30 protein-coding genes are annotated in these 25714 nt (G+C 57.2%); 21 read left to right on the top strand and 9 right to left on the bottom strand.

Annotation, left to right across the window (positions count from 1 at the left end; all coding sequences use genetic code 11):
• Positions 1-8: 8 nt before the first annotated feature.
• From JXR15_RS05775 to JXR15_RS05750, 6 genes are all read left to right on the top strand, one after another.
• Positions 9-563, top strand: a complete 555-nt coding sequence (locus JXR15_RS05775) for an OmpH family outer membrane protein (protein WP_422052296.1) — start codon at positions 9-11, stop codon at positions 561-563.
• Between the two features lie 131 nt (positions 564-694).
• Complete coding sequence (gene fabZ / locus JXR15_RS05770; RefSeq protein WP_299424743.1) at positions 695-1159, top strand: 3-hydroxyacyl-ACP dehydratase FabZ; 465 nt, start codon at positions 695-697, stop codon at positions 1157-1159.
• A 5-nt stretch (positions 1160-1164) separates the two neighbouring features.
• Positions 1165-1962: an acyl-ACP--UDP-N-acetylglucosamine O-acyltransferase gene (lpxA, locus tag JXR15_RS05765; protein ID WP_299424744.1), complete on the top strand. Its 798-nt coding sequence runs from the start codon at positions 1165-1167 to the stop codon at positions 1960-1962.
• Between the two features lie 4 nt (positions 1963-1966).
• The gene (locus tag JXR15_RS05760; RefSeq protein ID WP_422052295.1) at positions 1967-2767 is read left to right on the top strand and encodes an LpxI family protein; all 801 of its coding nucleotides are present in this window, start codon (positions 1967-1969) and stop codon (positions 2765-2767) included.
• Positions 2767-3924 carry a lipid-A-disaccharide synthase gene (gene lpxB / locus JXR15_RS05755; protein WP_422052294.1) on the top strand — a complete coding sequence of 386 codons (1158 nt, stop codon included), beginning with the start codon at positions 2767-2769 and terminating at the stop codon, positions 3922-3924. The genes JXR15_RS05760 and lpxB overlap by 1 nt, the downstream gene beginning before the upstream one ends.
• Positions 3921-4499 carry a cadmium resistance transporter gene (locus tag JXR15_RS05750; RefSeq protein WP_422052293.1) on the top strand — a complete coding sequence of 193 codons (579 nt, stop codon included), beginning with the start codon at positions 3921-3923 and terminating at the stop codon, positions 4497-4499. The genes lpxB and JXR15_RS05750 overlap by 4 nt, the downstream gene beginning before the upstream one ends.
• Positions 4500-4511: 12 nt before the next feature.
• Here JXR15_RS05750 and mnmA read toward each other — a convergent pair whose 3' ends face one another.
• The gene (gene mnmA / locus JXR15_RS05745; RefSeq protein WP_422052292.1) at positions 4512-5657 is read right to left on the bottom strand and encodes a tRNA 2-thiouridine(34) synthase MnmA; all 1146 of its coding nucleotides are present in this window, start codon (positions 5655-5657) and stop codon (positions 4512-4514) included.
• Between the two features lie 123 nt (positions 5658-5780).
• Here mnmA and JXR15_RS05740 point away from each other — a divergent pair, with 123 nt between their 5' ends.
• The 5 genes from JXR15_RS05740 (at position 5781) to JXR15_RS05720 (ending at position 11549) form a co-directional block, all read left to right on the top strand.
• Positions 5781-6053, top strand: a complete 273-nt coding sequence (locus JXR15_RS05740) for a DUF1153 domain-containing protein (RefSeq protein ID WP_283426374.1) — start codon at positions 5781-5783, stop codon at positions 6051-6053.
• Positions 6054-6155: 102 nt separating this feature from the next.
• Positions 6156-6872, top strand: a complete 717-nt coding sequence (gene ctrA / locus JXR15_RS05735; protein ID WP_299424752.1) for a response regulator transcription factor CtrA — start codon at positions 6156-6158, stop codon at positions 6870-6872.
• 97 nt (positions 6873-6969) lie between these two features.
• Positions 6970-9222 carry an NAD-dependent DNA ligase LigA gene (ligA, locus tag JXR15_RS05730; RefSeq protein WP_422052811.1) on the top strand — a complete coding sequence of 751 codons (2253 nt, stop codon included), beginning with the start codon at positions 6970-6972 and terminating at the stop codon, positions 9220-9222.
• On the top strand, positions 9219-11309 hold the full coding sequence (gene recG / locus JXR15_RS05725) for an ATP-dependent DNA helicase RecG (RefSeq protein ID WP_422052291.1): 2091 nt from the start codon (positions 9219-9221) through the stop codon (positions 11307-11309). Before ligA ends, recG begins: the two co-directional genes overlap by 4 nt.
• 117 nt (positions 11310-11426) lie before the next feature.
• Positions 11427-11549 carry a hypothetical protein gene (locus JXR15_RS05720; RefSeq protein ID WP_422052290.1) on the top strand — a complete coding sequence of 41 codons (123 nt, stop codon included), beginning with the start codon at positions 11427-11429 and terminating at the stop codon, positions 11547-11549.
• A gap of 318 nt (positions 11550-11867) precedes the next feature.
• On the opposite strand, the gene JXR15_RS05715 is transcribed toward JXR15_RS05720, so the two are convergent.
• Complete coding sequence (locus JXR15_RS05715) at positions 11868-12320, bottom strand: iron-sulfur cluster assembly scaffold protein (protein ID WP_422052289.1); 453 nt, start codon at positions 12318-12320, stop codon at positions 11868-11870.
• A 67-nt stretch (positions 12321-12387) separates the two neighbouring features.
• On the opposite strand from JXR15_RS05715, the gene hisI reads away from it, so the two are divergent.
• Positions 12388-12750, top strand: a complete 363-nt coding sequence (gene hisI, locus JXR15_RS05710) for a phosphoribosyl-AMP cyclohydrolase (RefSeq protein ID WP_422052288.1) — start codon at positions 12388-12390, stop codon at positions 12748-12750.
• Here the strand turns inward: hisI and gluQRS are convergent.
• From gluQRS to JXR15_RS05695, 3 genes are all read right to left on the bottom strand, one after another.
• A complete protein-coding gene (gluQRS, locus tag JXR15_RS05705; RefSeq protein WP_422052287.1) occupies positions 12747-13589 on the bottom strand; it encodes a tRNA glutamyl-Q(34) synthetase GluQRS in 843 nt (280 codons plus the stop codon). The two genes, hisI and gluQRS, sit on opposite strands and share 4 nt — an antisense overlap.
• Before the next feature lie 95 nt (positions 13590-13684).
• Positions 13685-15028, bottom strand: coding sequence for a methylenetetrahydrofolate--tRNA-(uracil(54)-C(5))-methyltransferase (FADH(2)-oxidizing) TrmFO (gene trmFO / locus JXR15_RS05700; protein WP_422052286.1), 1344 nt, complete (start codon positions 15026-15028; stop codon positions 13685-13687).
• A gap of 253 nt (positions 15029-15281) precedes the next feature.
• Positions 15282-16067 (bottom strand): enoyl-CoA hydratase, encoded by a 786-nt coding sequence (locus JXR15_RS05695; protein ID WP_422052285.1) that lies wholly within the window; start codon positions 16065-16067, stop codon positions 15282-15284.
• Between the two features lie 56 nt (positions 16068-16123).
• Between JXR15_RS05695 and JXR15_RS05690 the strand changes: the two genes are divergently transcribed.
• Together JXR15_RS05690 and JXR15_RS05685 are read left to right on the top strand one after the other, a co-directional pair.
• A complete protein-coding gene (locus tag JXR15_RS05690) occupies positions 16124-16543 on the top strand; it encodes a PaaI family thioesterase (RefSeq protein WP_422052284.1) in 420 nt (139 codons plus the stop codon).
• 32 nt (positions 16544-16575) lie between these two features.
• The gene (locus tag JXR15_RS05685; protein ID WP_422052283.1) at positions 16576-17181 is read left to right on the top strand and encodes a DUF2459 domain-containing protein; all 606 of its coding nucleotides are present in this window, start codon (positions 16576-16578) and stop codon (positions 17179-17181) included.
• A 76-nt stretch (positions 17182-17257) separates the two neighbouring features.
• Here JXR15_RS05685 and JXR15_RS05680 read toward each other — a convergent pair whose 3' ends face one another.
• A complete protein-coding gene (locus JXR15_RS05680; RefSeq protein WP_422052282.1) occupies positions 17258-17488 on the bottom strand; it encodes a DUF1127 domain-containing protein in 231 nt (76 codons plus the stop codon).
• 89 nt (positions 17489-17577) lie between these two features.
• On the opposite strand from JXR15_RS05680, the gene JXR15_RS05675 reads away from it, so the two are divergent.
• The 7 genes from JXR15_RS05675 (at position 17578) to JXR15_RS05645 (ending at position 23591) form a co-directional block, all read left to right on the top strand.
• Positions 17578-18972 (top strand): PLP-dependent aminotransferase family protein, encoded by a 1395-nt coding sequence (locus JXR15_RS05675; protein WP_422052281.1) that lies wholly within the window; start codon positions 17578-17580, stop codon positions 18970-18972.
• A gap of 159 nt (positions 18973-19131) precedes the next feature.
• Positions 19132-19593 (top strand): 50S ribosomal protein L13, encoded by a 462-nt coding sequence (gene rplM / locus JXR15_RS05670; protein WP_299424769.1) that lies wholly within the window; start codon positions 19132-19134, stop codon positions 19591-19593.
• Between the two features lie 3 nt (positions 19594-19596).
• The gene (gene rpsI, locus JXR15_RS05665) at positions 19597-20082 is read left to right on the top strand and encodes a 30S ribosomal protein S9 (protein WP_093320630.1); all 486 of its coding nucleotides are present in this window, start codon (positions 19597-19599) and stop codon (positions 20080-20082) included.
• A gap of 158 nt (positions 20083-20240) precedes the next feature.
• Positions 20241-21404 carry a hypothetical protein gene (locus JXR15_RS05660; RefSeq protein WP_422052280.1) on the top strand — a complete coding sequence of 388 codons (1164 nt, stop codon included), beginning with the start codon at positions 20241-20243 and terminating at the stop codon, positions 21402-21404.
• 149 nt (positions 21405-21553) lie between these two features.
• Entirely contained in the window at positions 21554-22228 is a 675-nt protein-coding gene (locus JXR15_RS05655) for a cytochrome c3 family protein (protein WP_422052279.1), read from the top strand.
• A complete protein-coding gene (locus JXR15_RS05650) occupies positions 22225-23112 on the top strand; it encodes a c-type heme family protein (RefSeq protein ID WP_422052278.1) in 888 nt (295 codons plus the stop codon). Before JXR15_RS05655 ends, JXR15_RS05650 begins: the two co-directional genes overlap by 4 nt.
• Positions 23100-23591 (top strand): hypothetical protein, encoded by a 492-nt coding sequence (locus JXR15_RS05645; RefSeq protein WP_422052277.1) that lies wholly within the window; start codon positions 23100-23102, stop codon positions 23589-23591. The genes JXR15_RS05650 and JXR15_RS05645 overlap by 13 nt, the downstream gene beginning before the upstream one ends.
• Before the next feature lie 8 nt (positions 23592-23599).
• Here the strand turns inward: JXR15_RS05645 and JXR15_RS05640 are convergent, their stop codons facing one another.
• The 3 genes from JXR15_RS05640 to ppk2 are packed head-to-tail and all read right to left on the bottom strand — an operon-like array spanning position 23600 to position 25668.
• A complete protein-coding gene (locus JXR15_RS05640; protein ID WP_422052276.1) occupies positions 23600-24175 on the bottom strand; it encodes a hypothetical protein in 576 nt (191 codons plus the stop codon).
• Between the two features lie 13 nt (positions 24176-24188).
• Complete coding sequence (locus JXR15_RS05635) at positions 24189-24806, bottom strand: TetR/AcrR family transcriptional regulator (RefSeq protein WP_164646435.1); 618 nt, start codon at positions 24804-24806, stop codon at positions 24189-24191.
• Positions 24799-25668 (bottom strand): polyphosphate kinase 2, encoded by an 870-nt coding sequence (gene ppk2 / locus JXR15_RS05630; RefSeq protein ID WP_422052275.1) that lies wholly within the window; start codon positions 25666-25668, stop codon positions 24799-24801. Before ppk2 ends, JXR15_RS05635 begins: the two co-directional genes overlap by 8 nt.
• Between the last annotated feature and the right edge of the window lie 46 nt (positions 25669-25714).

The raw sequence follows: 25714 nt of genomic DNA, 5'->3' as shown, positions 1-25714 counted from the left end.
GACGAGGCGTGTTTCGCATAACTTTCCTGATCGGGGCGCTGTTGAGCGCCCCGATTGTCTTTGCGCAGCAGCAGGTTTTGCCACAGTCACAAGTGTTGACGGTTGATAGTGATGTGATGTTCAGCCAATCCCAGTTTGGAATCCGCGTGGCCCAAGAGTTGGCTGCGGATGAGTCAATTTTGTTGGCTGAGAACCGTCGTATTCAGGCTGAGCTGACTGCGGAAGAAAAAGCACTTACCGCGAAACGTAGTGAGATGGAGGCTGATGCGTTTCGGGCGGTGGCGGAGGCATTTGATGCACGGGTGGTGCAAATCCGCAAAGAGCAAGATGAGAAAGCCGCCAATCTGGAGCGTCGACGTCAACGCGAACAGGACGCGTTTATTCGCGTCGCCAGTCCCATTTTGACAACCCTAATGCGAGATGCCGGGGCCAAGGTTATTCTGGAACGTCGCGATGTGTTGCTGGCGGATCCCGCGGTTGATGTGACGTCTTTTGCAATTATGCGGCTGAACCAGGTGCTGGGTGATGGCGCGGAACAGGATGATGTTCCGCCAGACGAGTAGCAGGGGCTGGTTATAGTTCTCCCTTGTGATGCCTCCTTCTGAAACGGATTGAATCTTGCCTGGTGCTTGCCCCTCGCGTCGGGGATTGTTAGGGCTAAGATCAAAGTCTTAGGCCGCATGAGGAGCAATAAATGTCCGAAGATCTCAAGAGCGCCGATATCGAACTGATCCAACGGCTCATTCCGCATCGCTATCCTTTCCTGCTGGTCGACAAAGTGGTTGATATCGATGGGTATCAATCGGCCACGGGCATCAAGATGGTCACCATGAACGAGCCACATTTTCAGGGTCACTTCCCGAAGAAACCGATTATGCCGGGTGTGACAATTGTCGAAGCCATGGCGCAGACATCGGCCATTATGGTGGGGGTGGCGCTGGATTTGGCGGACAAAGATCTGCTGGTCTACTTCATGGGCATCGACAAATGTAAGTTCCGCCGCATGGTGGTTCCAGGTGACAAGCTGGAAATGAAAGTGGAAACCACTCGTGGCAAGCCGGGCGGCAAAGTCTGGAAATTTGCTGGGACGGCCACGGTTGACGGCGACGTCGCTTGTGAAGTTGAATTCACTGCAATGATGGACCTGCCTAAGGAGTAAGGCTGATGGCTATTTCTGCTCATGCAGAGGTGCATGCCTCAGCGGTGATCGAAGACGGTGCAGTGGTTTCGGACGGCTGTGTAGTTGGGCCATTTTGCGTCGTGGGTGCAAAGGTTGTTTTGCACGCCGGTGTTGAGCTGAAGTCCCATGTGGTGGTGACCGGCGATACTGAAATTGGCGCGGACACGGTGGTGTTCAGCTTCTCGGTGATTGGCGAGGTACCACAGGATCTTAAGTTTGGTGGCGAAGACACCAAACTGGTGATTGGCGAACGCAATCGTATCCGTGAGCACGTGACGATGAACAGCGGCACCGACGGTGGTGGCGGCGTGACCCGCGTGGGTGACGATGGCCTGTTCATGGCGGGCTGCCATATCGCGCATGATGCGCAGATCGGCAACAATGTGATTGTGGTGAACTCTGCCGCTGTAGCGGGGCACTGCATCATTGAAGACGACGTTATTATTGGCGGTCTGTGTGGCATTCACCAGTGGGTGCGCATTGGTCGCGGTGCCATCATTGGTGCGGTCAGCATGGTGACCAATGATGTGATCCCCTACGGTCTGGTGCAAGGGCCGCGTGGCGAGTTGGACGGGTTGAACCTTGTCGGCTTGAAGCGTCGTGGCGTGGCACGCTCTGACATCACCGCTTTGCGGGCGGCGTTTCAGATGCTGGCCCAAGGCGAAGGTGCGTTTCAGGCGCGGGCCAAGCGCTTAGGCGAAGAAACTGACAGTGACTATGTGCAAGAGATTGTCGCATTTATCATGGGCGACACTGATCGTTCCTTCCTGACACCGAGGTAAATCAATGGGCCGACTGGCGATTTTGTGTGGCGGCGGCAGCTTGCCTGTGGCGCTGTCTGCCGCTCATCCGGATGCGATGTGCGTGGTGTTTGAAGGCGTGGCGCATGATATGCCTGATGACGTGCATTCGCATCGCTTTGAAAAAATGGGCGGATTGTTTGAGGCTTTGAAAGCTGGCGATGTCACGCGGCTGGTGATGGCGGGCAGTTTGGGCCGTCCGGCGCTGAACCCAGCAGAGTTTGATGCCGGGATGATGGCAATTGCGCCGCGTTTGTTGCCTGCACTGCAGGGCGGGGATGACGCGATCTTGCGGTTGATCATCTCCGTGTTTGAAGAGCAAGGCTTTGACGTTGTGGGCGCGCATGAGTTGCTTGAGGGGCTGACGGCGGAGGAAGGTTTGCTGACTGGTCCGGAACCGTCAGAGCAGGCTTTGCAGGATGCCAGTCGCGCGGCGGATATTCTGTTGGCGTTGTCGCCATTGGATGTGGGGCAGGGCGCTGTTGTGGCGGCCGGTTTGGCGTTGGGCATTGAGACGCTGCAAGGCACGGACGCCATGCTGCGCTTTGTGGCGGAGACGCCGGAACACTTGCGGCGGGGCAAAGGCGTGTTTCTGAAAGCACCAAAGCGGGGGCAGGACTTGCGGGTTGATATGCCCGCGATTGGGCCGGACACCGTGCGAGCCGCTGCCAAAGCGGGTGTGGAGGGCATTGTCGTTTCTGCTGGACGCGTGGTTGTGTTGGATCGGCCAAAGACATTGGCAGCGCTGGAAGAGAGCGGATTGTTTTTGTTGTCTCGGGTGATCTGATGAAAGTGTTTCTGGTCGCAGGCGAATTGTCGGGCGACCGACTTGGCGGGGCGCTCATGGAAGGGTTGCGCCAATTGGTGCCGGATGTGGAGTTCGCCGGCGTAGGTGGGCCGCTGATGATCGCGCAGGGGCTTGAAAGCTTGTTTTCAATGGATGAGTTGAGCGTGATGGGCATTGCCGAGGTGCTGCCCAAGTACCGCCATCTGGTGAAACGTATGCATCAGACGGCGGAGGCTGCGCTGAATTGGAAGCCGGATGTGATGGTGACCATCGATAGCCCGGATTTCTGCCTGCGGGTGGCGCGGGAAGTGAAAGCCAAGAGCGATCTGCGTTGTGTGCATTATGTTGCGCCGTCGGTTTGGGCCTGGCGTCCAAAGCGGGCCGAGAAAATGGCTAAACATGTGGATCAGGTTTTGGCGCTTTTGCCGTTTGAGCCGCCTTACATGGAAGCGGTTGGCCTGCGGTGTGATTTTGTCGGGCATCCGGTGGTAACAGAACCGGTGGCGACCGGTGCAGAGGTTTCAGCATTCCGTCAGGAACACGGAATTGGTGATGCGCCTTTGCTGTTGGCTTTGCCGGGATCGCGGCGTGGCGAGGTTGGTCGGTTGACCCCGACATTTGGCGAAGTGGTTGCACGGTTGGTGCGGCAGAAGCCGGACCTGAAGGTGGTTGTGCCTGCAGCTGCACCAGTGGCTGGGCTAGTGAAAGAATTGGTCGCAGACTGGAAAGTTGCACCCATAGTGCTCGATCCCAACGAGGTGCACGCCGAAACAGCCCAAACACAGAAACGGGCGGCATTCAGAGCGGCGGATGTGGCTTTGGCAGCGTCAGGGACGGTGTCGCTTGAGTTGGCAGCCAGCGATACGCCAATGGTGATTGGCTATGACATGAATTGGATCAGCTGGCAGATCATGAGCCGGATGGCGTTGATTGATACTGTGACACTGGCAAATTTGGTCGCAGAAAGTCGGGCGGTGCCCGAATTTTTGGGGCCTGCCTTCCAGGCTGAAGAGATTGCGCCTGCCATTCTGCAAGTGCTGGAAGATGCCTCAGAGCAACGGGATGCAATGGCACTCACTATGGAGCGTTTGGGCCGAGGTCAGGAGTTCCCCGGTTTGCGCGCGGCACGGGCTGTGCTGGATGGACTTCAAAAATGATTGATGAGTTTGGCATTGCGCTATCGGCCCTGACCGCGCATGTGGCCACCAACCTGGACAATCTGGCTATCATGGTTGGGTTGATCCTGACTGTCGGACAGCTACGTACTTTGAGCGGCTATTTGATTGCGCAGGGCATCATGCTTGCGGCGGCGGTGTTTGTCTCTGCTGGGTTGGAAACCGGTTTGCCACATCAGGTGGGCTACCTTGGGTTTATCCCAATTGGGTTAGGCGTTTATGCCTTGGTCGCGCGTTTCTTGGGCAAAGAGAGTTCCGCGGCGGAGCAGGTTTCCAAATCCCACGTACTGGCGATCATCGCGCTGTTCCTCAGCGTGTCGTTTGACAGCTTTGCTGTTTTCACACCGTTGCTCGCCGACTCCGGGCCGAGCTACACGCTGCCGATCCTTCTTGGTGCAGGGGCTTCTGCGGTGGCTCTGGCCTTTGGTGGCGCTGCTTTGGCGGCGATGGCGCCAGCAAAAGTATCCCGAATTGAACGGCTGGAATGGTTGGCGCCTTATGTGATGATTGCCATTGGGCTCTACGTTGTGATCAACACCGGCACCGACATCACGTGATGGTGGCGCGGTTCAGTAACCGCGCCAGACCCAGCCACCGCCGTAGATGCGCGAACTGTCGTTGTCGTAAAACACGCAAGCTTGTCCGGGGGCGACACCTTCTTCTGGTGTCAACAGCTCTACCTCTGCTGTGTCCGGTCCGGTTGGCCGTAAGATGGCGTCGCGTGGCGGGCGTGTGGACCGCACTTTTACGGAAAAGTGCCACTCCTTGCGGCTTTCAAAAGGCTCGTCGCCAAGCCAGTTGATTTCACGCACAGGCACGATGCGGGTCGCCAACATTTCTTTCGGACCAACGATGACCTGTTTTTTTTCCACGTCGAGCTTCACCACATAGAGCGGTGTTGTGAGGCCACCGATGCCCAGCCCCCGGCGTTGGCCGATGGTGTAATGGATCACCCCACCGTGGGTGCCCAGAACATTGCCTTCACTGTCAACGATTTCGCCGGGCTCGACCGCGCCGGGGCGCAGTTTTTCAATCACGCTGGCGTAATCGCCATTAGGAACAAAGCAGATGTCTTGGCTGTCTGGCTTGTCTGCCACTGCGAGGCCGTATTCGGCGGCCAAAGCGCGGGTGGCGTCTTTGTTTGGCAGGTGGCCGAGTGGAAAGCGCAGGTAGTCGAGCTGTTCCGGTGTGGTGGAGAACAGGAAGTAGCTTTGATCGCGATTGGCGTCAGCAGCGGAATGAAGCTCCGGGCCTTCAGCGCCCAATTTGCGCTGAATGTAGTGGCCGGTGGCCATGCAATCCGCATCCAGATCCTTGGCGGTTTCCAAAAGATCCTTGAATTTCACCCGTTCGTTGCAGCGGATGCAAGGCACAGGAGTGGCGCCGCCGAGATAGCTGTCGGCAAATTCATCGATCACCGCGTCCTGGAAAATGTTTTCGTAATCCAGAACGTAATGCGGGAAGCCTTTTTCCTCGGCCACGCGACGGGCGTCGTGGATGTCGATCCCCGCACAGCAAGCGCCTTTTTTGGCCAAGGCTGCACCGTGGTCATAAAGCTGCAACGTCACGCCAACCACGTCATAGCCCTCGTCCGCCAACTGGGCGGCGACCACAGAACTGTCGACGCCACCGGACATGGCGACGACCACGCGGGTCTCGGACGGGGGCTTGGCAAAACCGAGCGAATTAAGGGGCGTGTCGCCATCAAGCGGCATGGTGAGTCTCTCCGGGTCAGAAGTCCACGAGAATATAGGAAAATCTTAGATACTCTCAAGGGCTGCTTTAGGGCCTCGTTAAGTCCCATAGGCGAATATTTCCTCACCAAGAGGATGAGCGAGATGTTTTTAAAGAAAGTGGAAGGCCCAAGATGTGTGACTTTGACCGATGGTCAGGTCATGACACGTGCCGACTTGCCCCCAGCCAAAACCAAGAGATGGGTGGCATCCCGCAAGGCAGCCGTGGTGCGCGGCGTGGCGTATGGATTGATTACCAAGAGGGAAGCCCTTGAAATGTATAGCTTAAGTGAAGATGAGTTTAATGAATGGGTGACGGCGGTTTCCACCCATGGTCAAGATGCGCTCAAAGCGACGGCCGTTCAAAAATATCGCTAATTGTGGCAATCTCTGTTAACCTTCCTAAATCGGTAACCTGTCGTTAACCTTTAATCGTTAAGGTTAACGACAGTAACCCTCCAATGTAAGGAAGCCGAACCAATGAGAGTGCTGCTGGTCGAAGACGATCCTACAACATCCAAAAGCATCGAAATGATGCTGACTCATGCCAACCTGAATGTTTATGCCACCGATCTTGGTGAAGAAGGCATCGATCTGGCGAAGCTTTACGATTACGACCTTATTTTGCTGGACCTTGGCCTGCCAGACATGACCGGTCACGAGGTTCTGCGTCAGCTGCGGACATCCCGTATCGACACCCCAATCCTGATCCTGTCGGGGGCGGATGACACCGAAAGCAAGCTCAAGGGCTTTGGCTACGGTGCGGACGACTACCTGACCAAACCGTTCCACCGCGAAGAGCTGGTGGCGCGTATTCACGCGATTATTCGCCGGTCCAAAGGTCACTCGCAGTCGGTTATTAAGACCGGCCAGATTAACGTGAACCTGGATGCGAAGACCGTAGAGGTCGAAAACAAGCCTGTGCATCTGACCGGCAAAGAGTACCAAATGCTCGAGCTGCTGTCCCTGCGCAAAGGCACCACGCTGACCAAAGAGATGTTCCTGAACCACCTGTATGGCGGTATGGACGAGCCTGAACTGAAAATCATTGACGTCTTTATCTGTAAACTTCGCAAGAAGTTGTCTGAGGCGACCGGTGGTGAAAACTACATCGAGACCGTTTGGGGTCGTGGCTATGTGCTGCGTGATCCGGAACCGGTTGCTGGTTCTGACGACCCGGTGGCCATGCGCGCTTAAGGCGCGGCGACCTCTGGACGTTGACGGTTGTCAGCCCTATTGCTTGGGAGGGTAGAATAGGGAGGCGGCCGTGGCCAAAGAGATTGCTGTCACAGATATGACTGTGGATCAGGCGCGCGAGGCCCTCGCGCGCCTTTCTGCGTTGTTGGGTCAAGCGAATCGCGACTACCACGGAGCGGATGCGCCGACGATCTCGGATGCGGAGTATGACAGGCTTAAAAAGCGCAATGCCGAGATTGAAGCGCGGTTTCCAGAGCTGAAGCGAACTGATAGCCCGACCGAGCAAGTGGGCGCTGCGCCCTCCGAGGGCTTTGGCAAGATCGCGCATAAAGTGTCTATGCTGAGCCTAGGCAACGCCTTTGAAGATCAGGATGTGGCGGATTTTGATGAGCGCATTCGTAAGTATCTGGGCTTGAGCAGTGAGCCGCTTGCGTTTACGGCAGAGCCGAAGATTGATGGGTTAAGCCTCTCCATTCGTTATGAAAATGGAGAGATGGTCTATGCGGCGACCCGAGGGGACGGCAGCACGGGCGAAGACGTGACCGCCAATGCGCGTACGATTGCGGATATTCCCCAGAGTATTGCCAATGCGCCAGCGGTACTGGAGGTGCGCGGCGAGGTGTATATGAGTCACGACTCTTTTGAGGCGTTGAATGCGCGGATCGTGGTGGAAAACGAACAGCTTGAGGTCGCCGGCAAGAAACCCAAGACGGTGTTTGCCAACCCGCGCAATGCCGCGGCCGGTAGCTTGCGGCAGCTGGATGCGCAGATCACCCGTGAACGGCCGCTGAAGTTTTTTGCTTATGCCTGGGGGGAGCTGTCAGAACCTTTGGCGGACACCCAGATGGACGCGATTTCCCGGATTCAAGATTTTGGATTTGTTATCAACGATCTGACTAAAGTCTGCGACAGTCCGGAAACGTTGATCTCTCACTACAAGATGATTGAAGAGCGGCGTGCGACGTTGGGCTACGACATCGACGGCGTGGTTTATAAGGTGAACGACTTGGCGTTGCAGGAGCGGCTTGGGTTTCGATCCACCACGCCGCGATGGGCGATTGCGCACAAGTTCCCGGCTGAGCTGGCCTGGACCCGGCTGGAAGCGATTGACATTCAGGTGGGCCGTACAGGCGCGTTGAGCCCAGTGGCGCGTTTGGCGCCGGTCACCGTGGGCGGTGTGGTGGTCAGCAATGCGACCCTGCACAACGAGGACTACATCGCTGGGCTGGATAGCAAAGGCGCAAGCATTCGTGACGGTAAGGACATCCGGGAAGGCGACTGGGTGCAGGTCTATCGCGCGGGGGATGTGATCCCGAAAGTGGCGGATGTTGACCTTAAGAAACGTCCCGATGATGCGGTGCGCTATGCGTTCCCGGACCAGTGTCCGGTGTGCGGTTCACCCGCAGTGCGGGAAGAAGGCGACGCCGTGCGGTACTGTACCGGCGGCTTGATTTGTGCTGCGCAAGCGGTTGAAAAATTGAAGCATTTTGTGGCGCGTAAGGCGTTGGATATCGAAGGTCTGGGTACAAAACAGATCGAGATGTTTTACGAAGACCCCGATTTGCCGATCAAAACACCTGCGGACATTTTCACGCTCGCCACACGGGATGGCGCGAACTTGACCAAACTTGCGAACCGCAAAGGGTGGAAAGACAAGAGTGTTGCCAACCTTTTTGCCGCGATTGAGGACAAGCACGAAATCGCCTTTGCGCGGTTGCTGTTTGGTCTGGGTATTCGGCATGTTGGGGAAACGGCCGCCAAGGATTTGGCGCTGCATTACCTGACGTGGGAGGACATGAGTGCGGCGGCAGAGAATGCGCGATCAGCTGCTTTGGCTTGGCGTTCGGCGGATTTGGCTGAGGACCGAGAGCGGGTGGCGGCTCAAACGGAAGGGCGGCGCGCGAAGGTCAAAGAAAGCCGAGACGCAGCTATGGCAGCGCACGAGGTGTCTGCTGAGGCGCAGGCGGCCTGGGATGATCTGACTGGGATCGACGGCATTGGCGCGGCGGTTGGGCTTTCATTGACTGATGCCTTCGCCAACGAACGCGAGCGCAGAGAGATCGACCGTTTGGTTGGCATGTTGACCGTTGTGTCGCCGGATGCGCCGACGCAAGATAGTCCCGTCGCAGGCAAGACTGTGGTTTTCACCGGCTCCTTGGAAAAGATGACGCGGGCGGAGGCCAAGGCGCGGGCGGAAAGTCTGGGCGCCAAAGTGTCTGGCTCTGTGAGCAAGAATACGGATCTTTTGGTGGCCGGGCCTGGCGCGGGCAGCAAGGCCAAGAAGGCGGCGGATTTGAGCATTGAAACCATCGATGAAGATGGCTGGCTGGCACTGATCGAGGGTCTATGAGCGGACGTCCCGAGCTTCTGTTTCCGCTGTTTGCGGATGTGACAAAATTGGATGGTGTTGGGCCTAAAACGGCGCAGCATTTGGAGCAGATTGATGTCGCTAAGCCGCGTGATCTTTTGTTTTTGCTGCCATATTCCGGAATTGATCGCGGCTTGAAAATTTCGGTCAATGAAGCGGAGCTGCCGGGTGTGGTGACGGTTCAAGTTCTCGTTGGCGCGCATCGTGCGCCGCGCAATCGGGGCGGGGCGTATCGGATCACGGTGCAAGACGCGCTGACCTCGTTTCAGCTGGTGTTTTTTCATGCGCGTGGCGACTACCTCAAAAAAATCTTGCCTGAAGGTGCACGGCGTGTGGTTTCCGGGAAGGTTGAGGTCTTTGATAACGTCGCGCAGATGGTGCACCCGGAGTACGTGGTGGCGCCGGATGAAGCTGAAGAGATCCCGGCGTTTGAACCGGTTTATCCGCTGACCCATGGGGTGACGCAGAAGACGATGGTGAAGGCGGTGCGGTCGGCGTTGGATCGCGCGCCGGAGATGGTGGAGTGGATTGATCCGTCGCAAAAGGACAAGGCGAAGTGGCCCAATTGGCGTGAGGCGATGGAGTTGGTGCATCGGCCCGAGGCGTTGGAACAGGTGTCGCCGAACCATCCGGCACGGGAGCGGCTGGCGTATGATGAGTTTCTGGCGCATCAGCTGACGTTGGCGCTGGCGCGCAGTCAGTTGCAACGGGCCAAAGGCGTGATTTCCGAGCAAACCGGTGTGTTGCAGGCTAAGGTGCGGGCCGCGTTGCCCTATAGCCCAACGGGCGCGCAGGAGCGGGCGATTGAGGCGATCGCGCGGGATATGGCAACCGATCAGCGGATGAACCGGCTTTTGCAAGGCGATGTGGGCGCGGGTAAAACTCTGGTGGCGTTTATGGCGCTTTTGGTGGCGGTAGAGGCTGGCGGGCAGGGCGTGATGATGGCCCCAACCGAGATTTTGGCACGGCAACACATGGCGGGGCTTCAGCCGTTGGCGGAGAGCGCCGGAGTTGTGGTCGAGGTCTTAACCGGGCGCGACAAAGGCAAGGAACGCCGTGCCAAGCTGGAGGCCTTGGCGCGCGGTGACATTCATATTTTGGTGGGCACACATGCGGTTTTCCAGGACGATGTGCATTTTGCCGACTTGAGGCTTGCGATCATCGATGAGCAGCACCGATTTGGTGTGCGACAGCGCTTGGAGCTCGGCAAAAAAGGAGAGGGGGCGGATGTGCTGGTGATGACCGCCACGCCGATCCCACGGTCTCTGGCTTTGGCGCAATATGGCGACATGGATGTCTCGGTGCTCGATGAAAAGCCGCCCGGTCGGCAGCCGATTGCCACGGCGTTGGTGTCGACAGAACGGTTGGATGAGGTGGTTGAGAAGCTTCGTAAAGCCGTGGCTGAGGGCAAGCAAGCCTATTGGGTGTGTCCGTTGGTCGAAGAAAGTGAGCGGGTGGACTACACCGCGGCGGACGCGCGGTTCAAAGCGCTGCGCAGCGCACTTGGTGAGGGTGTGTGCGGCTTGGTGCATGGGCAGATGCCACCGGAAGAAAAAGACGCGGCCATGGCGGCGTTTCAGGCGGGCGAGACGCAGGTCTTGGTGGCCACTACGGTGATCGAGGTGGGGGTTGATGTACCCAACGCCACAATCATGGTGATTGAACGCGCAGAAGCTTTTGGATTGGCGCAGCTGCACCAGTTGCGGGGGCGTGTCGGTCGCGGCTCACAGGCGTCGACCTGTTTGCTGATGTATCAGGCACCTCTGACAGAAGGTGGGGAGAAACGGCTTAAGACCCTGCGCGAAAGTGAAGACGGGTTTGTGATTGCGGAAACGGATCTGGCGATGCGTGGCGCGGGTGATTTGATTGGCACGGCGCAGTCAGGTTTGCCGCGGTTCCGGATTGCAGATGTGGAAACGCAAGCAAGCCTGATGGCGGTGGCACAGACTGATGCGCGTAAGCTGTTGCATGATGACCCAACTTTGGAAAGCGACCGGGGGCAGGCGGCTCGTGTTCTTTTGTGGCTGATGGAACAGGACCAGGCGATTCGTTTGATTTCAGTGGGTTAGCGCCGCTCAGTGACAAAAATTCCCTTAATGTTCTCAAATGTTCTCAAAAAGTTCTTTACTCGACTCACTTGATATGAGAACAAAGTAGCAACAAGACATTCGGGAAGGAGAGACCACATGATGCAGCAAATCAAAACGGTAGTTCGCAACTCTGGCGATACATTGTTGCAGGACGCCGCTGGCGGCTTGGTCTTGGTCTTCATGCTGGTGCTTGCGCTGCATGTTCCGGGTTTTGTGTGAAATCTGATGTGATCTTTTGTGTTTGTACCAGTGTGACGTGGTGAGTTTGATCTAATTCTGCCTGCGAAATTCGTGCCGGTCCGTCCGCGCATCTGTCCCCATTTGATGCGTCTCGACTGACACTGCCTGTTCATCGTCCTCTTGGGGGTCTGCCTCCCCCTAAGTCGGATGGCCCGGGTCCCACGCGATACCGCTTGCGCTTGCCGCCGCCTTCCATTGGGAAGTGCGGCGGTTTTTTTTGTGATGGGGGGCCAAAAGAAAAGCCGCACGGGAAGGCGCGGCTTGTTGGATTGTTATACAGATTATACGGGCAAACACTTAGGCGCAGTTGACCTGTTCAGCTGCGTCAAAGGCTTCGGCGGTGGCATCCAGCGCAAGCATGATTGAGGCGTGGCGGTTTTTGTAGTCCCGCGCAGGACGCAGAACTTCGAGACCATCAAAGGGGGCAGCAGGTGTGGGGCCGTCTTCTTTTAACATGGCCTTGAGCGCGTCACGCGCGGCTTCGATACCTTCGCGGGTTTGTCCCAAGACATTGGCGCCCACAACCGAGGCCGCAGCTTGACCCAAAGCACAGGCTTTCACATCTTGTCCAAAACTAGCGATGCGGCCGTCTTCGATTTTTAGATCAACCGTCACGGTGCTGCCACAGAGAGGCGACCGTTTTTTGACGCTGGCGTCGGGCGCCTCCAACCGGTCGGTGTGCGGGATGGCTGCTGCGAGTTGCAGGATCTGGCCAGAGTAGAGCTTGATCAGGTCGGTTTCGCCGGACATCGCGGTTTCCTTTTTTGCGCCTTTCCTAGATAGAGAGGAAAATCGCGGATGCAAAGGGGACGATGGTATGGGATTTGATCCTAAGGCGCTGAAATACAATGAGGCGGGGTTGATCCCGGCAATTGCACAGGACAGCGAGAGCGGCGAAGTGCTGATGATGGCGTGGATGAACGCCGAGGCCGTGGCAAAGACATTGGAGACCCGGAAGGTCACTTATTGGAGCCGGTCGCGGCAGTCCTTCTGGATCAAAGGCGAAACCTCGGGACACGTGCAGAAGCTGGTCGATTTCCGCTATGACTGCGACCAGGATTGCATTTTGGTGTTGGTGGAGCAGACCGGCGCCGCCTGTCACACCAACCGGCGCACGTGTTTTTACACTGCAGTGCGCGATGGCGAGACCGTGGAGCTGATGAAACCGATGGAAGACTAAAGGCCAACCATGGCGCGGATGTCGGCTGGCGAGGTGCCTTCCGCGCGGTATTTTGCAATGGCGCGTGCGTCGTCTCGTTTGGCAAGACGCTTGCCATTTTCGTCGCGGATCAACTTGTGGTGATGATAGCGCGGTGTCGGCAGGCCCAATAGTTTTTGCAGCACTACATGGATTGCAGTGGCCTCAAACAAGTCCGCGCCCCGTATGACGTCGGTCACTTCGGTGGCCGCGTCATCCAACACCACGGATAGGTGGTAAGAAGCCGCCATGTTGGGGCGAGCCAGGACGACATCGCCGACGGTTGAGACCATTGTGCCGAGATCTAAAACGTGCGTGCCGGTGTGGTCTGGTCCGCTTTCCTCAAAGTGTACGGGCAGTGCCTTCTCGCAGGCGGCGCGCATGTCGAGACGGATGCATTTGGCGTCCGAAGACGCGTGTCCCGTCTTGCGACATGTTCCCGGATAGATGCGCCCGTCGGGTCCAAATTGCGGGACACCTTCTTGCGGGGCATTGGCGGCTGCTTCGATGTCGCGGCGGGTGCAGGTGCAGGCATAGGTGAGGCCCATCTCAGACAGCCTGTGCAGAGTTGCGTCGTAGTCTGCGAAGTGGTCGGACTGGCGGCGGACGGGTGTTTCCCACGTGAGGCCCATCCAGGCGAGATCATCGTAGATTTGGGCTTCCCAGGGATCGCGCGCGCGGGACTGGTCGAGGTCGTCGATGCGCAATAGAAACGTGCCTCCCTCCGCCTGAGCCCTGTCGTGCGCCAGCATTGCCGAGTAGGCGTGTCCCAAGTGCAAGGGGCCAGTTGGTGAGGGGGCGAAGCGGGTGATAAAGGTCACGGTTTCAGTCGTTTATCGAGGGGTCTTCACAAAAAATGAGCGGGTCCGATTGGCCCGCTCTCTAGATATTATTGGAAGATGCTTGCGCCGTCCAGTTACGCTTGCGCGTCGACCCAGGCCTGCCAATCTGATTTGGCGCGGTCGGTGTAAGCTTTGTAGCGGTCCTTGCGGCCGCGACGCCCGCCTTTCAGGCCTTCAACCGGCTGGAAAAGGCCGAAGTTCACGTTCATTGGCTGGAAGGTTTTGGCCTCCGCACCACCGGTGATGTGGTGCACCAAAGCGCCCATAGCGGTGTTCAGCGGCGCGGTGTCCTGATCCTGGCCAAGGATTTCCGCGGCGGCCAAACGGCCCGCCAAAAGCCCCATGGCGGCGCTTTCCACATAGCCTTCGACGCCGGTGACCTGACCTGCGAAGCGGATGTTTGGGCGGGACTTCAGACGCATTTGGTCATCCAGCAGCGTTGGCGAATTGATAAAGGTGTTGCGGTGGATGCCGCCGAGGCGGGCGAAAGAAGCGTTCTCCAAGCCCGGGATCATCTTCAGAACTTCGGTTTGCGCGCCGTACTTCATCTTGGTTTGGAAGCCGACGATGTTGAGTAGCGTGCCCAATGCATTGTCGCGGCGCAACTGTACCACGGCATAGGGTTTGTCATCCGGCTTGTGCGCGTTGGTGAGGCCAACAGGTTTCATTGGGCCAAACCGCAAAGTTTCGCGGCCGCGTTCTGCCATGACTTCGATTGGCAGACAGCCGTCAAAATAACCGGCGGTTTCGCCTTCGTGGAATCCGGTTTTGTCCGCCGCCAGCAGTGCGTCGATGAAGGCCTCATATTGGTCTTTGGTCATCGGGCAGTTGAGGTATGCCTTTTGCTCTTCCTCGGTCTCGCCTTTGTCATAGCGGGATTGCAGCCAGGCCACGTCCATGTTGATGCTGTCGGCATAGACGATTGGCGCAATGGCATCAAAAAACGCCAGACGGTCCGCGCCGGTTTCTTCCTGGATGGCTGCGCCCAGAGCGCTGGAGGTCAGCGGGCCGGTGGCGATGATCCAATAGCCTTCGCTGGGCAGTTCGGAAATCTCGCCGTATTGCACGGAGACATTGGGGTGATCCATCAGTGCCGCAGTCACGGATTCTGCAAAAGGATCGCGGTCCACGGCAAGGGCCCCACCCGCTGGGAGACGGTGTTTGTCTGCGGTGGCCATGATCAACCCGTTGGCAGCACGCATTTCCCAATGCAGGAGGCCCACGGCGTTCTGCTCGTCATCATCAGAGCGGAAACTGTTGGAGCAAACCATCTCCGCCAGATGCCCGGTGCGGTGTGCAAAAGTTTCGACTTTGGGCCGCATCTCGTGGATCACCACGTTCACGCCCATGTTTGCGGCCTGCCATGCGGCCTCCGCGCCGGCCATGCCGCCGCCAACGATATGCAATGTCTCTGTCATGGGGGCGACATAGGGCAGGGATCGGCGTTTGGGAAGGGCTAAGAATGAAAAGAGGCGCGCGCCTCATCGGTCAAAGTAAGCAGTACAATGTGACCAATGAGGCGACGCGCAACCCGCGGGTCGGTAACGAGCCGATCCGCTTAGCGAACTGGTGCCTCACATGCGTGTGGTTTGGTTGCGTTTGTTGTGCCCAAGTTGATTAGGATTCGACACAGCTTTGTTGGAAAAACACCGTTGTGGGAATGGAAACTGGCTACTGATCCCACTTGGGGGGCTGTTTGTTGAGGAAGGCCTCAATGCCGGCTTCGGTTTGGGCATTCAGCATATTTTCAACCATGACGTTGCCAGCGTGCGCATAGGCCTGATCGAGCGGCATTTGCAGTTGCTCATAAAAGGTTTGCTTGCCGATTTTCACGGCGGCGGAGAGCTTTTGCGCAATGGTTTCTGCGAGCTGTGTGGTTTCGGCTTGCAGGTCTTGTTGTGGGACCACGCGGTTGATGAGTCCGAGGTTTTCGGCGCGGGTGGCGTCGATGAACTCGCCGGTCGTGAGCATCTCAAACGCCTGTTTGCGGGGAATGTTGCGAGTCAGGGCCACCATTGGGGTGGAGCAAAACAGGCCGATGTTGACGCCGTTCACCCCAAAACGGGTGCCTTCTGCAGCCACGGCCAGGTCGCACGTGGCGACCAGCTGGCATCCAGCGGCGGTGGCAATGCCATGCACCTGAGCGATAACTGGTTGCGGCAGCTGTTGAATGGTCTGCATCATCGTGGCGCAGCGATTAAAAAGATCGGCAAAATAGGCGCGACCGCTGTCCTCAGACTGGCGCCCAGTTGTCATTTGTTTGAGATCATGTCCGGCGCAGAAAGCTTTACCGCTGCCAGACAGCGTGATGGCGCGGATGGAACTGTCGTCCTTGAGCGCATCAAATTCGGATTGCAGGGCGGCAAGCATCTCGTCGGAGAGGGCGTTGAGCCGCTCAGGTGCGTTCATGGTGAGATGTGCCACCGCATTTGTGTCGCGACGTTCCAAAAGTGTCATCTTGCTCTCCTCCCAAGTTGGCGCGAGGGTAGCGCGGGGAGAGACGGAGGAAAAGCATGCAAGCCGTGATGACAGCAGAAGAAATGGGCGCGTGGCTCGAGCAGGTGTTCCCGCAGGTCAAAGATGATTTTGTGGTTGAGCACATCGACGGGGTGAACACTGTGATGCGGATGATGGTGCAGAAACGGCATCTGCGCCCCGGCGGTACAGTCTCTGGTCCGTCGATGTTTGCCCTGGCGGATGTGTCGGCCTATGTGGCGACCATGGCCATTATTGGCAAAGAGGCGCTGACCGTGACCACAAACTGTTCGCTGGATTTCATGCGCAAGCCTGAGGCGGGGAAGGATTTGATTGCCAAAACGCAGCTGTTGAAGTTGGGGCGGACGTTGTCTGTGTCTAACGTGCTGATTTACTCGGAAGGCTCAGAGGCGCCTGTTGCAAGGGCTAATATGACTTACGCTATTCCGCCCAAATGAAGGTGGTGCGCTGGGTTGCGATTGCGTTTTTCGTGGGGGTCTTAAGTCGGTTTGTATCGTTTGGGGCTTCTGACGGGTATGATCGCGACACAGGCACGCCGATTTGGATTTTTGATCACGGGTATCATGCGGGTCTTATTCTGCCACGACGCGCCCTCAAAGACTTTGGCGGTGCCCATTCTGATGTTTGGCTGACGCTGTTTCCTGAGGCAGATTGGTTTGAATTTGGCTGGGGTGACAAAGGGTTTTACTTCGATGTGCCAACCTTTGCGGATGTGACCTTTGCCATTGGCGCCAAGGCTCTTTTCTGGCCGACGGAGACCGTTATGCACGTGGCCGTTGGCACTGGTTCCCCGTGGACACGGTTTACACACTCAGAGGGGATTGAAATTCCGGTTACGGACATGGCCTTGAAGAAACTGGTGAGTTTTGTCGAGGATAGTGTTGAATCTTCTCAGATGCTTGGTCCGGGCCTGTATGGTGTGAGCGCCTTTTACAAGGGGCGTGGCAAGTATCACCTGTTTCAGACCTGCAACAGCTGGGTCTCCCAAGCTTTGCGCGCGGCTGGAGTAAAGTCTGCACCAGCGCCCGCGGTCTTGAGCTCAGGATTGATGTGGGATTTGCAGCGGCGCTTTTAGCGCGTTGATGGCGGTAGTGCGATACAAAAAAGGGTCGGGACAAGCCCGACCCAGTGGAAGAGGCGTCTGACGGGGATCAGATCTGCCACATCTTTTTGCGCGCCTCGATACGGGCGTCATGCAAGGTCAATCCAACATCTTTCAACTGTGCGTCGCTCAGCCGGGCGAGGGCACGACGGGTACGCGTACGCTTATCCCAATCGGTGACCACTGCCGCAAAAGACAGAGCCGCACGTGCAGCAACTGGAAGTTGTGTATTTGCATTGTGGTTTGCCAGGATTTGCAGGTTTGTTGTGGTCATTGTCATGGTCATCTCCAATATTGTATTGATACAATCCTCAAGTTTGTTACAAGGGTGGTGTAGCTAACCTAGGATACAATTGCGAGGGAAACATTGTGATTGATACAATTTGGCCGCCGAACTTTGAAAGCTGTACCGATCCGAAATACATTGTATTGATACAATCACTTCGTGGGGCTGTGCGCAGCGGCCAGCTGCCTGTAGGGGAAAAACTTCCACCGGTGCGCGAGTTGGCCTGGCAGCTGGGTATCACTCCGGGCACGGTGGCGCGGGCGTATAAATTGGCGGTGGAAGAAGGGTTGCTGGAGACCACAGTGGGGCGTGGCACTTTTGTGGCGGATGGGCGGCCGGAGACAGTTTTGCCGCCAGAGCCGTTGATCTCCTTAACTCAGACAGAAGACCTCGACATGCGGGCGGTGCGAGTGCCGGACGTTGGGCAGGACGCTATCATTCGCAGAGCAATGGCTGACGTGGCAGCGGAGGTAGGCGCGTCTTACTTGTCCTGTCCAACATCGGCAACGGATCTGCATGCGCGGCAGGCGGTGGTGAACTGGATTGGGCCGGACGTAGCAGGGCGGTTTGCAGCGGAGGATGTGGTGCTGACCATGGGAGCGCAAAATGCCGTGGTGACAGCATTGCAATGCTGTTTGCATGGGGCGCATCCGGTCATCTTGACTGAGGCCGTGACGTTTCCCGGTGTGCGCCATGCCGGACGCCTGCTGCGGGCTGAGGTTGTGGGGGTAGAGATGGATGCCCATGGCATTCGGCCAGAGAAACTGGAAGAGGCGCTGCGCCGTCATGGGGGGCAGGTGCTGGTGACTTCTGCACAGGCGCACAGCCCAACCGCCATTACAACATCAATGGAACGGCGGCAGGAGATTGCAGCCATTGCCCGGCGATACAATTTGCAGATCTTGGAAGATGATTGCCATGCACTGGGGCCGGCGGACACGCCGTCTTATCGGGCGCTGTGTCCGGATCGGGCGTGGTACATTGGGTCGTTGACCAAGTCAGTGTCTGCCTCGTTACGCTTTGGCTATCTCATTGCTCCGGAAGGCAGCGCGCAAACCGCGCGGCACGTGGCGCAGTCGATGTTTTACGGGTTGCCGCAACCGATGCTCGATATCTGTGCGGAGCTCATACAGAGTGGACAGGCGGATAAAATACGACAGCGGGTGGAACAGTTCATCAATAGACGTGTGCAGTTGGCAGTGAATGTGCTGGGCAGCTGGGATATACGTTGGCGCCCCTTTGTGCCGTTCATTTGGCTCAAGCTGCCGCAGGGCTGGCGTGGGTCCACCTTTGTTCGGGCTTGTGACGCGGAGGGCATTCGCATCAAGTCTGCTGATGAATATGTTTTGGCGGATGGGCATGCCCCCAATGCTGTGCGGATTGCCTTGGCACCGGAGGTAAGTGACGCGGATTTGCAGGGGGCATTGGAAATCATGTCTGATTTGCTGTCAAAACCACTGCAACATGCACCAATTTAGTGGGGTAAAATAATACCTAAATTGCAAGCATTTGTTTTTGTTGGTTTTATTTGATTTTTGTGCGCTTGACGCGGCAAAAGGGTGCTTTATAACCCGCCCATCGCATTTTGATGCGTCGGGCAACCGATGTATCTGTCAACCAATCATGGAAGACCTAACATGAAAACCTTCTCTGCTACTCCGGCAGACATCGAGAAGAAATGGATCATCATCGACGCCGAAGGCGTGGTGCTGGGCCGTCTCGCGTCGATCGTCGCCATGCGCTTGCGCGGCAAGCACAAGGCCTCCTTTACTCCGAACATGGACATGGGTGACAACGTCATCGTGATCAACGCGGATAAAATTCAACTGACCGGCAAAAAGCGCGCGGACAAAACCTACTACTGGCACACTGGCCACCCAGGCGGCATCAAGTCCCGCACTGCTGGTCAGATCCTGGAAGGTGAGCACCCAGAGCGCGTTGTGACCAAAGCTGTTCAGCGTATGCTGCCAGGCAACCGCCTGTCCCGTAAGGTCATGACCAACCTGCGCGTCTATGCCGGTGCTGAGCACCCGCATGAAGCTCAGGCCCCAGAAGTGCTGGACGTGAAGTCCATGAACAGCAAAAACACCCGGAGCTAATCAATGGCTGATCAAATCAACTCGCTTGAAGAGCTGAACGCCGTTGCCGGTGAAGAAGCTGTTGTAGAAGTTGCGGCACCGCGTGAGCCGGTACGTGACGAGCTGGGTCGTTCTTATGCGACTGGTAAACGTAAAGACGCTGTTGCCCGCGTTTGGATCAAGCCGGGTTCCGGCAAGGTTATCGTGAACGGCAAGGATCAAGACGTGTATTTTGCCCGTCCGGTTCTGCAGCTGATCCTGCGTCAGCCAATGCAGGTTGCCGGCGTTGAAGGTGAATTCGACGTTTATGCCACCGTCAAAGGCGGCGGTCTGACCGGTCAAGCTGGTGCGGTTAAGCACGGTATTTCTAAAGCTCTGCAGCTTTATGAACCCTCCCTGCGTGGCGCTCTGAAAGCCGCTGGCTTCCTGACACGCGACAGCCGTGTTGTGGAACGTAAGAAATACGGTAAGCGCAAAGCTCGTCGTTCGTTCCAGTTCTCCAAGCGTTAATCGCTGGACACCAAGATTTTTCGGAAAGGCCGCTCTTTTGGTGCGGCCTTTTCTTTTGGACCCTGCTTTGCCGATTTTGCCGATTTTTCAGACTGCGCAAGCGGCTGGCTTTCCGATAAAAGGAACCGAGCCAACCCGCTGATCTGAAAGGAAAGACTGTGAGCAACGCAATGTGGACCTATCCCTGGGATATCGCTGATATTGGACAGGAGGTTGTGTCGTCTGAGTTGCGCGATCTCGGCTTTGACATGATCAGTCTGGCGACTGTGTATCACGCGGGTCGGTTTTTGCAGGTACGCAGCCCCAAGCGGCGGGCGTATTTTCCCGAAGACGGCACGTTGTATTTCCGCCCCGATGCCAGCATTTGGCAAGGGCAGGCGGTACAGCCGTTGGTGTCGTCGTTGGCACAGGAACAGGACGTGTTGCGCGAGATGATTGAGGCGCGCGATGCGGGTGGTTTGGATGTGTCTTGCTGGACTGTATGCCTGCACAACTCGGCGCTTGGGTTTGCCAACCCCGATCTGGTGACGCGCAATGCCTTTGGGGATGCGAATTCCTACAATCTGTGCCCAGCTAACCCCAAAGCGCAGGCTTACGTGGGCAATCTGGTGCGCGATATCTCGGAGAATTACCAGCCCAACCGGATCGAATTGGAGAGCCCCAATTACCTCGGCTTTGCCCATGAATACCACCATGAGAAAGACATGGTTGGCCTGCCGCCGGAGGGCGACTTTCTGATGGCGCTGTGCTTCTGTGAACATTGTCAGGCTGCAGGACAGGCCGCCGGTCTGGATATGCCGGCGTTGCAAGCGCGCGTGCGGGGGCTGATCGATCAGATGTGTGCAGGGGATACTCCGCAGCGGGTGTGTCCGGATTTCCCCGAACGTGGACTGGATGCCTTTGATTTTGATGCGGAATTGCGGGCTTGCCTGGATTTGCGGTTTGATCATGTAAATGCGGTTCTGACACTGGCCAAAGACGCTTGTGCGGCGACGTCTGAGCTGATGTTGATCGACGGGCAAGCTGGTTGGCTCGGCGGCTGTGACCATGATGCGGCGGCTGACCTTGGGTTGAAAGTGATGCTCTGCGCCTACGACATGGGACCGGAGGCGGCGGAAGGTTTGATGTCATACGCTACGGGCTTACCTCACGGCGCTGGCGGGCAAGTCGGTTTGCGGCTGGGCTATCCCGAATTTTCCGGCCGGGAGGACTTCGCGCAGCGGATTGAGTTGTTGAAGGACAGCGGCGCAACCGGCGTGAACCTTTACAACTACGGCTTGGTGCCCAAGGCGCGGTTGGATTGGGTGCGCGGGCTTTTGTGACCGCCCTCAGTAGTTCGGAGTAAAATCAAAAGGCGTGCCAGAGGGCGCGTCTTTCGCGTTTAACGGTTTCTTTACAATTAACGATTGATTAACTTTGTTTCGCGACACTTTTGTGCGTAGGTCGTTTGTTTTTAGTTTTGGAGGGTCGCATGGCGCTGCCATCTGCCCGGACGGTGCGATTATGGGCTGTATTGGCGATTATGCCGACAGCACTGTGGGCGGGATTGGCCCTGACACAGTCCAAGACTCAAACAGCATTGGCTCACGGACCGCTTATCGCAGCGCACCATGGTGTTGCCTGTGTGGCGTGTCATTCGAAGACAACCGGCACCGTGCGGCAGCAACTTCAGGCGCAGGTGCGCTACGTGTTAGGGCTGCGGGAGACACCTGTAGATTTTGGCTATGCTTCGGTTGGATCGGACCAATGTCTGGCGTGCCACGCGCGTCCCAATGAGCGGCACCCCATTTACCGGTTTCGGGAACCACGGTTTGCAAATGCGGTGGCTGAGGTAGATGCGCGCAGTTGTCTGGGCTGCCATTCTGAACACCGTCCACAAACGGTCACTGCAGATCCTACCGTGTGTCAGACCTGTCACGACGACTTGAAAGTCAAAAACGATCCGGTGGACATCCCTCATGTCGAGCTTGTGGCCCGGAAGAATTGGACCAGTTGCATGGGGTGCCATGATTTTCACGGCAATCATGCTTTTCAAGCGCCGGTCATGATGGCTGATGCGCTGCCGGAGGCTGCAATCTGGGCTTATTTTGAGGGCGGCAAAGACCCGTTTGGCAGTCCAAAACTCTTCGAAGGGAAGGCACCATGAGTTTTTCACGCATTATACTAGTTGGCGTGTTTGCCTGTCTTGCCATTTACCTTTTTGCCACAGCACCGGAGCCGTTGCCTGATGGCGATGCCGAGGTTGCGGGATGCCGGCACCCCGTGACCGCGCTGTTTGGCGGCGTGAATGCGATCAATGAGGTCGCGCGCACGATATACACGAAGCGCATTGTAGGAGGGGGTATGGCTGCTGGCCTCAAGTTTGGCGAGGAGTGGCAGGAACCGGGCGTGGAGCAAGGGCCATTGCCTGCGTTGTTCCTGCGGGCCACAGCCGCCCACATGGAGACATTGCCACCGCAGATGGGGCTGTATTTGGGGTCGGATGCCCCCATCAACAAATCCAACCTTTTTGGCGACCAACAGATGGTTTCGTTTGAGACGGTGAAAGCCACGCGGGTGGCGGTTTACTCACAGGATGCGCAAAGTGGGTTTGTCGCTATGTATCCAGATGTGGCTGGTGTTGCCCCTTGTGTGACATGTCACAACGACCACCCTGACAGTCCTAAAAAGGACTGGGAGCTCAACGATGTCATGGGGGCGACGACATGGACCTATCCCAATGCAGAGGTCTCCGCGGATCAATACTTGGGCGTGGTTGATGCCATGTATAGGTCGGTACGGAATACCTACGAAAGTTATCTCAGCAAGGCCGCGGCGTTTGAAGTGTCCGTTGAGTTTGGGACCAATTGGCCAAGTAAGGGCGTCCGCGCGTTACCAACGGCAGACGTTTTTTTGGCAGAGGTTAAAAACCAAGCGTCACCAGCCGTGATGCGCGCCATAATGCAGGATAGGCGGGCGCCAGATCTGGGGGCAGAGCAGAGCTCCTTGGCTGTTCAAGCGGAAGGGGAGCGGGTGCCATGCGGGTTTTGAAAGCCACCTTGCGGCGCACGCCGTACGTGCCTTTGATCCTTTTTGCGGTGGTGTTTGCCGCTGTGCTGCTGTCCTCGGAGTTGAAATCGGCGTTGGCAAGTCCCTTGACCGGGTTTGTGCAGCAGGTTGTCACCGGAACACTTTTGTTGGGCTTGCTTGGCTACCAGTGGATGCTGTTCTTTAAGCGGGTTACAAAAGACAACCGCAATGCGCGGACAGTCCTGGTGCGCCACCGTTGGATGGGGGCAGCAGCGACGTTGTTGTTTGCGCTGCACGCGGTGCGATTTGGGCATGTCTGGATGAGCGCGTTGAGTGCTGTGGTGTTCCTCATTGCCTTGACCGGTGTGATGAACCGCGAGGTGCTGCGCTATCGCAGTAACGCGATTTACCTGATCTGGCTGGTGACTCACATTGGCTTGTCAGCAGCTCTCGTGCCTATGGTGGCGGTGCATATTTGGGTCGCACTCGCCTACCAATAGGCGGGAGTTTATTGCGTAACTGCCGCGTATGCAGTCCAGACGTTGTCCAACAACGCGGCGTCGGCGTCTTTGGCTTCTGCAGCGTGCAGTAGGTTTTTGGCAGCTTCCAGGTCACGGGGCATGTGAATGCCGGTGATCAGCTCGCCTGCCAGCATGGCACCAGCATCGCCCAATCCACCTTCAAGCGCCAGAACCAGCAGGCCGGCACCGGAGTCGGTGTTCTGTGGAATGCCCAGGCCGCGGATCATGCGCACACCGCCGTAGGCCAGTGCCACGGGGTAGCCCTCCTGGGCAGCGCGCAGGTAGAAATAGGATATCTGCTCATCGTCGCCGGTGTAATAGGCGCAATTTTGGGAGGCGACTAGCCAAGCCAACGCAGACAAAGCTGCCGGGTTTCCTTGTTTTTCAGGGTCCGCAGCGTTGAGCAAGCGGCCGAAGGCGTCTTCGTTGCCAGCACAGGCGAGGTCGCTTTCTGCTGTGTATTTGGCGCGGTCCGCTTCAAACTCAGCCATTGGCCGCACGTCTTGGGCGGTTGCGGTGGATGCGCAGGCCATCAAAATGGCTGGCAGGGTTAAGTGTTTCACTTCGGATCCTCGTTCATTGGTCCGGCGCAATCAACCCTAGCCCGCGTAGGTAGACGCCGATGCCACTTTCCAGCAGGTCTTCGGGGGCAAACGGGCTTTGGGTTCCGGGGGAGTTCCGCGCGTATAGTTCGACCACGCCGTGGCTCATCGCCCAAATATGAGCGGAAAACATGCTGGCAGGTGGTCGTTTTTCTGGGGGGATGTGTTTGGACAGTTCGGCGGCGGCGTGTTCCATAACGCCGCGTGCACGGGTGGCCACAGCGGCGAGCTCTGGTGTGCGGTTCACCGAGATGCCGCTTTCAAACATCGCAATGTAGTGGCCTGGATATTTACGGGCAAAGGCAAGGTACGCCCGGCCCGTGGCTTCAAAGGAGGCTAGGGCGGATGGTTGGCCTTTGTCAAAAGCGAACTGCATCAAATCGGCAAAGATTTCATAGCCTTGGCGGGCGGCTTCGGCAATCAGGTCTTCGCGGCCTTCAAAGTGGCGATAGACTGCAGCCGGGGTCACGCCGGCGGTTTTTGCGGCCTCAGAGAGGGTAAAGCCGGTTGGGCCCTTCGCCTCGATCAGGCTGAGAGCGGCCTCAACCAAAGCTTGGCGAAGATTGCCGTGATGATAGCCGCGTTTAGGCATTCCAGATGTCCGGTCCGCCACAGATTTTGTTGTCGATTGCGCCAATCGCGTCCTCGTCTTTGCGATCGTAAGGCAGGGCGTGCAACACAGTGCGCATGGCATTCAGACGGGCGCGCCGTTTGTCATCGGAGCGGATGACAGTCCAAGGCGCGGACTCGGAATGTGTGCGGCGCAGGGTTTCGCCAATGGCCGCTGTGTATGCATCCCAGCGTTTCAGACCTTCGACGTCAATCCAGCTTAATTTCCATTGCTTCAGCGGGTCGATTTCGCGGCTCAGAAAACGGCGCAATTGTTCCGCGCGGCCGACATTGAGCCAAAATTTAAACAAGTAAATTCCGTCGTTTACGAGGGTTTCTTCGAGGTTGGGGGCCTGATGAAAGAAACGTTCTCGTTCATAGTGTTCGCAGAAGCTAAAAACCTGTTCGACCACACCGCGATTGTACCAGCTGCGGTCAAACAGCACCAATTCGCCGCCTGACGGAAGGTGATCAAAGTAGCGTTGGAAATACCATTGGCTGCGTTCCGCATCGGTGGGCTTGGACAGGGCGACGATGCGGGCGCCACGAGGGTTTAGGTTCTCGCGAAAGCGCTTGATGGTGCCGCCTTTGCCTGCGGCATCACGGCCCTCAAAGACACAGGCAATGCGCGCTCCGCTGTCTTTGGCCCAGTGCTGCATCTTGACCAGTTCAATCTGCAAGGCCTCAAGTTCTGCCTCGTAGGTTTTTCGGCCCAAGCGGTCCTTGTGTGGGTAACTGTCAGACAGGATGTCATTCTTGCCAGCGTTTTGAATGGCGGCACGCACCTCGGCAGGGGCCTCTTTTTCAAAGTAAGCGCTGATCGCGCCGTCAAAGGGCAAGTCCATGAAAGCTCTCCGTTTTCCCCAATATGGGGTGTCCTGCACGTCAGTG

The sequence above is a fragment of the Shimia sp. genome, from assembly GCF_049116215.1.
Taxonomy (GTDB): Bacteria; Pseudomonadota; Alphaproteobacteria; order Rhodobacterales; family Rhodobacteraceae; genus Shimia.
Note: the sequence above shows the minus strand (reverse complement) of the source record. Positions and strands in the feature narration are given on the sequence as shown.